Raw genomic sequence first — 6,388 nt, forward strand, 5'->3', positions numbered from 1 at the left:
TTGCGCCAATACAAGTTTCACCGCTTCTTCCCGCAGTTCCGGGGTATATCTTTTTTTCTGTTTCATTATTTCTCCTGATCGTTTATTTTAACAAACAGGAATGTCCGAAAAAGCCAGGATACATCAGGTCTATGGATAGTTTGACAATGTCCGCTACCACACGGCAAGGGCAAGATACTATTTAGTGCGAGGGAGAAGGGGATTCCTACGCGCCCAGCGAAGGGTACTGTCAACTTACGGGCGGCGGGGAAATTTTGTAAAGTAGCGGATGAAAAAATCCCTACTTTACCGCGGCTTCCGCTATCCGGCAGAAATCATCAGTCATGTCATGTGGCTCTACTCCCGGCTCGCGCTGAGTTTTCGCGACATAGAAGCTGATGGCCAGCCGCGGCATCATCCTCACGTACGAGACGAGCCGCCAATGGACGCTGAAGTTCGGGCAGGGCTATGCCAAAGAACTTCGCTGGTGTCAACCGCAGCGCGGGGACAAATGGCATCTCGACGAGGTGGTGCTAACAATCAAGGGCAAGCACCATTACCTCTCGCGTGCAATCGATCAGAACGGTCATGTGCTCGATATTCTGATGCAGAGTCGGCGCAACCGGCAGGCAGCAAAACGCTTTTTCCGCAATCTCCTCAAAGGCTTGGGTTACGCACCATGGGTGCTAATCACCGACAAGCTCAAGAGCTATGCGCGGCGAAGATGCAAATCATGCCGGGTGTGGAGCATCGCCAACACAAAAGCCTCAATAACCGGGCTGAACTCTCGCATCAACCGACGCGGCAACGAGAACGACAGATGCGGCGCTTCAAGTCATCCGGCCACGCTCAACGCTTTTTGTCGGCTCATGGCCCGATTAACAATGCCTTCCGGTGTCAGCGGAACCGTTTGACAGCGGAGCAGTACCGGCACGTCCGTAAGCTGGCATTTTCTATATGGAATGAGGTCGCCGACGTAGCAAATAATGCCTAATCCGTGACACCGTGGTACCCGGGCAGATGCAAGTTCGCCTGGAATTGTACAACTCGCCCTCTCCGTTCACCAAGTTGACAATACCTTCTCAACAGCTTTCGCTCAAGAGAGTGATGTGGGTCTGATGTGTTAAGCAAGGCTGCCGTGCAACGTTGGCTTTTTGGGATTAATATGTTAAAAATATCGTTACATGAATCGTTTCAAGTTAATTTGTTATTTTTTATTTTTTGTGTATGATCTAAGTTAATTTGAATGGATTTAAATCGTTACATGATAATTTCAAAAAAAGTCCTTGAAACACTTCGAACCTGGAACCGGCAACAGTCTGGAGAGTTGCTGGCGCGACTTGGTGTGAGTCGACCATCGTTGATGCGGGCGATTCTTGAGCTTAAAGGTCAAGTGATATCGCGCGGGAGAGCGCGGAGAACAGTATATGCAGCGAGGAGGGCGATTCGGGGAAGCCTTGCGCCAATACCGCTTTATTACGTGGATGAGTCGGGAGTGACGCATGAATGTGGTTTGCTTGAGCCAATTTATCCTTCCGGTTGCGCCTGGTCATTGACCGAAAAATTTCCATGGCCGCTAGACGATGAAATGTCTGATGGCTGGTTTCGTGGTTTCCCGTATCTATTGGGTGACATGAAACCGCAGGGTTTTTTAGGACGTAATTTTGCGCATCAATTTGCCAGCATTCTTCAAGTCGATGAGGCAGTGAATCGTTGGAACGAAGATGATGTGCTTCATGTCTTGAGTGTTCTCGGGTGGGATCAACCTGGTAATTTCATTCTAGGTGAGCAAGCTCTGCGTCGATTTCTGGCCGAGCAGCAGCTTGGATCACAATTTCTCGATGATGAAGAAATCGAAATTGAATATCCAAAACGTGCGCTGCAAGCGCTTAATTTTGGTGTGGCTGATTCGTCGGCGGCAGGAGAGTTTCCGAAATTTACCGCGCGCCGACAGCGAGGTGTGCGAACTCATGTTATTGTTAAATTTTCAGGTGCTGATGATTCACCACATGAATGTCGGTGGGCCGACCTGCTTGTATGCGAACATTTAGCAATAAATACGATTGCCGATACCTTGCATCTTAGTGCGGCGCAAAGTCGTATTTTTCAATTTGGTGGGCGTACTTTTTATGAGGTCGATCGTTTTGATAGACATGGAGAGTTTGGGCGTTCTGGTGTTTGTAGTTGGTATGAAATGAACGCAGCGCTATTCGGTGGAACTGGCTCATGGTCAGACGGTGCAGATGAACTATTAGCTGCAGACTATATTTCGGAAAACATTGCGCAGCAAATAAAGCTTCTTGAGCATTTTGGTCGATTGATTGGTAACTCAGATATGCACGATGGCAACCTCGCGTTTTTGCCTGACATGAGCTTGGCACCTGCGTATGACATGCTGCCGATGATGTATGCACCACAACGCGGTGTCGAGATTGTGGAGCGTCAATTTAATCCTCCTTTACCTTTGCCGAAAGAGCGTCAGGCATGGGGGCGTGCAGCAGAGGCTGCACTAGTGTTCTGGCACCGCGTGGAGGGAGATGCTCGGATCAGTATTCAATTTCGAGATATTGCCAAATCGAATGCTGAGCAAGTTAGTCGCTTACTCAGTATTCACTGCGGCTGAGGTGCATCGCTTGGTCCGTAAACACGGAGAGCAGCCAAAAGTGGAGGCAAGTTAGGTTTTGTCGCATTAACGTAAGGCATCATAGCCTTAGTGTAGACTTTGGCGTTTTCAAAATACGCGGGCAAAGATGCAAACAACGAAGCGACTGCGCTTTCCAATAGAAGTGATTTTAGTTTGTATCCGTTGGTATGCAGCATACCCGTTAAGCTATCGGCATATTGAGGAAATGATGGAAGAGCGAGGTGTCAGTGTTGATCATTCATCCATCAACCGGTGGTCGATCCGATTTCTGCCCATGTAAGAGAAAGTATTTCGCCAACATAAGCGACGAGTTGGTACAAGCTGGCGTATGGATGAAACCTATATTAAACTAAATAACTGAATTTGATCTGATAATTCCGCACTTCAAACCGGGTGACTGTCAGATCGGGGCGCAACTACTACACGTAATTCAAGGTTGAATGTAATCGGTCATGATTATAGAACATCAACCAGTCCACGATCTCGTCCATGGCAGCACGCCGTGTTTCAAACCACCTGCCATGAATACGTGCTGTCTTGAGTGAACCCCACAGACTCTCTGTTGGGGAGTTGTCCCAACAATTGCCACGACGGCTCATGGACGACTGCATGCCATAGGCCTGTAACGCTGACCGGAATTCATAGCTGCAATATTGGCTGCCTCGATCCGAATGGAAGATCAATCCGGCCTCCGGACGACGCCGGAACCAAGCCATACGCAAGGCATCACTGACCAGTTCTGTCTTCATATGCGGCTTCATGGACCAGCCTACAACCTGACGACTGAACAGGTCGATCACAGCTGTCAGGTATAGCCAGCCTTCATCTGTGGCGATATACGTAATATCGCTGGTCCAGACGCGGTTGGGTTGATCGACAGCAAACTGTCGGTTGAGCAGGTTTGGTGTAATCGGCAAGCTGTGATTAGAGTCGGTCGTCGCTTTCTATTTGCGCTTGGCGCGAGCTTTAATGCTGTGCAGTTGCATCAGCTTGCGCACACGCTCTTTGCCTACAGGGATGCCACGTAACCTCAACGCTTTCCAAATCCTAGGCCATCCATATTCTTGCTTGGTTTTCGCATGAATGGCCTTGATATGCACCAGCAGCGCATCATTACTGAGATGCTTGCGTTGCTGTGGCGTCGCTTGTCTTGCGAAGTGCTCGTGGTAGCCGCTTTGGCTTACCCCGAGAATTTCGCATTGCAGGGAAATCGGCCAGCAACTCTTGTTGCGCATTATCCAAGCGTACTTCACATCGACTCCTTGGCGAAGTACGCTGTAGCTTTTTTTAGGATATCTCGCTCCATCTTGACCCGCGCCAGTTCGGCACGTAGCCGGCTAATTTCCATTTGCTCGGCACTGACGGGCTTGGCTGAAGCCACTGCAAGTTTGCCTTGCTCATCCGCCTTGACCCAATTGTGTAACGTTTGATCGGCTATCCCAAGTGTTTGAGCGACTGCGGCAATGCTTTGCCCGCCTCGCACCAACCTGACCGCTTCAATCTTGAATTCCTGCGTATAGCGTGCTCGTTTGTTTTGTGACATGCTTCTCTCCTTAGCTGAATTTTAAACCCTCAGTAAGGGATACGTTTTTTACGGGCAAGCTCACATAAGCTTTCGTCACAGCATGCGCCAACCGAATGTTGATAATTAAGCTTGTTGATGTTGTGACCGCAACAAGAGTTTATGGGAGTCTGATTTGACACTATCGTTGACCTAGCGTCTGATATTTTTTGCCAATGTTGCCATGTTTTTGTTAGTCTGTCTTCGATTTTTTGGGACGTCTTACCATGGTTTGGCACTGTTGCTAGCCTAATTTCTTTGATAGCTTGCATTGGCATGTATTATTTCAAGTCAAAAATCATAAATCATAGACTGGCGAGATATTCAGACACTCCTAGACATAACAGGAGAAGGGACGAAACTTCGACAGTTCGGTGATGCCCGTTTTGTTGCATAATAGACATGCAACCATTTTTGAAATATACATACCGGATTTGCATATAAATAATGTCAGCATATTTTAAATGTGCTTTTTTCGTGAAATGTCATATCGCTTTAGGCAATCGCTTTCCAGTTAACAACTTCAACCCGCATTCCTTCTATGCGATGAAAGGTTATGGAAATACCAGCCGATTGATTTGCAATTGTTTCATTTGTCGGTACTAGAGATTACCGGCATCAATTCATCAAAATACTTATGAAGAATCCAAAACAATCAATTGTCAGTGAACCTGAAGCAGAGCTGCCAGAGTTGTTGCAAAGACTGGCAGTTGGCAAAGCCCTCAGGACAGATGTTCCACGAGCTTCACATGCCGCTTGGAAACCTGGCAAAAAGAGACGCGATATCCTTAAGCTACTGGAGCAATCAAACAAAGGCAGGGTTGCAGACCTGATTCCGATTCGCTATGGTCGCATGCTGCAATCGCCGTTCGCGTTTTTGCGCGGCGCATCCAATATTATGGCCTTTGACTTTGCAGAGTCACCGGTAACTGGTGTGAAAGTACAAGCTGGCGGCGACAGTCATCAGATGAATTTTGGTGAATGTGGCACACCTGAACGCAATCTGATCTTTGATATAAATGATTTTGATGAAACATTGAGCGGCCCTTGGGAATTGGATATCAAGCGATTGGCTGCCAGCGTCATGGTGGCGGCACGCTATCGAAATTTCCCTGAACATAATTGCCTGGAAGCAGTTTATGCTTCTGTTGCCAGCTACCGCGAAAAAATGGCCGAGTATGCCCGCATGAGCCCGCTCGACCGTTGGTATGCTCGCATTGATGCCCAAGCGCTGGCCAATCTTGGACGCACGACAGAAATCCGCAAAAAACGGGCGGAAGAAACTGCCCATGCTCGCGGACAAACGGCAGAGCATTTGCTGGCTAAATCGACAGAAATAATCAACGATAAACATCGTATCAAGGACAGTCCACCCCTTATTTATCATCCCAAAGATGATCTAGGTTTTGGAGATGAAATGCGCAATTTTTTTCATCAATACCGTCAATCACTACCTAGTGACAGGAAATCGCTGATTGATCAATTTGAGTTGGTCGATGTCGTTATGAAAGTCGTCGGTGTCGGCAGCGTCGGTACACGTTGTGCAGTCGCCTTGTTCATGGCGCATGGCCATGAACCGCTATTCCTGCAATTCAAAGAAGCTCGTGCATCAGTCCTTGAACCTTATCATGGCAAGAGCCAATTTGGCTGCCACGGTCAACGGGTGATGGAAGGGCAAAAGCTGATGCAGTCGGCAAGCGACATCTTTCTTGGATGGGCCCGATCAAGCGAAACTGGGATTGACTATTACATACGTCAACTCAAGGATATGAAAAGCTCTATCAATATAGACACTATTCAACTGCTCGAATTCATTGACTAAGCAGGTTTTTGCGGGTGGGCGCTGGCTCGGGCTCACGCAAAATCAGGCAATCCAGCTGCCATTAGCGGCTATCTAGGTAAAAGTAATGTCTTTGATCTGGCATTGGGTGAATTTTCTCAAGCCTACACCGACCGTAAGCGTGCAGCCGCCCCACCTATAAAGCGGAAGTGAAGCCGGCTAGACTGACCCTAACTTAATAAAGCGAGGTCAGTGATGAAACCCAAACGAAGTAAAACGAGTGATCCAGACAAATTAGCGTTTTGGCGTAAGCAATGCCAGGACTGGCAAGGCAGTGGTTTAAGCCAGCGTGCATTTTGCCAGCGCGAAGGTTTGGTCTATTCCAGCTTTGATTACTGGCGACGGCGCGCTGCCCCTGTAGTGG

Annotated in this window: 3 protein-coding genes and 4 pseudogenes; 6 read left to right on the forward strand and 1 reads right to left on the reverse strand. The window is 48.2% G+C overall.

What is annotated here, in order from left to right:
- The 4 genes and pseudogenes from ACO0LF_RS30940 to ACO0LF_RS30955 all read left to right on the forward strand — a co-directional run.
- The coding region (locus tag ACO0LF_RS30940) for a hypothetical protein (RefSeq protein WP_423021191.1) at positions 1-185 on the forward strand (185 nt) is incomplete at its 5' end.
- Positions 186-268: 83 nt separating this feature from the next.
- Positions 269-973 (forward strand): annotated as a pseudogene (locus tag ACO0LF_RS30945) (IS6 family transposase).
- Positions 974-1,225: 252 nt separating this feature from the next.
- Complete coding sequence (gene yjjJ / locus ACO0LF_RS30950; RefSeq protein ID WP_423021193.1) at positions 1,226-2,602, forward strand: type II toxin-antitoxin system HipA family toxin YjjJ; 1,377 nt, start codon at positions 1,226-1,228, stop codon at positions 2,600-2,602.
- Positions 2,603-2,729: 127 nt separating this feature from the next.
- Positions 2,730-2,975, forward strand: a pseudogene (locus tag ACO0LF_RS30955) (IS6 family transposase); the annotation flags it as partial.
- A 67-nt stretch (positions 2,976-3,042) separates the two neighbouring features.
- Here the strand turns inward: ACO0LF_RS30955 and ACO0LF_RS30960 are convergent.
- Positions 3,043-4,166: pseudogene (locus tag ACO0LF_RS30960) on the reverse strand (IS3 family transposase).
- A 655-nt stretch (positions 4,167-4,821) separates the two neighbouring features.
- On the opposite strand from ACO0LF_RS30960, the pseudogene ACO0LF_RS30965 reads away from it, so the two are divergent.
- Positions 4,822-6,177 (forward strand): annotated as a pseudogene (locus ACO0LF_RS30965) (DUF2252 domain-containing protein).
- A gap of 42 nt (positions 6,178-6,219) precedes the next feature.
- Positions 6,220-6,388, forward strand: a 169-nt coding sequence (tnpA, locus tag ACO0LF_RS30970; RefSeq protein WP_423021195.1) for an IS66 family insertion sequence element accessory protein TnpA, incomplete at its 3' end; no start/stop codon positions are given.

This window comes from Undibacterium sp. Di27W (genome assembly GCF_049340345.1).
GTDB lineage: Bacteria > Pseudomonadota > Gammaproteobacteria > Burkholderiales > Burkholderiaceae_D > Undibacterium.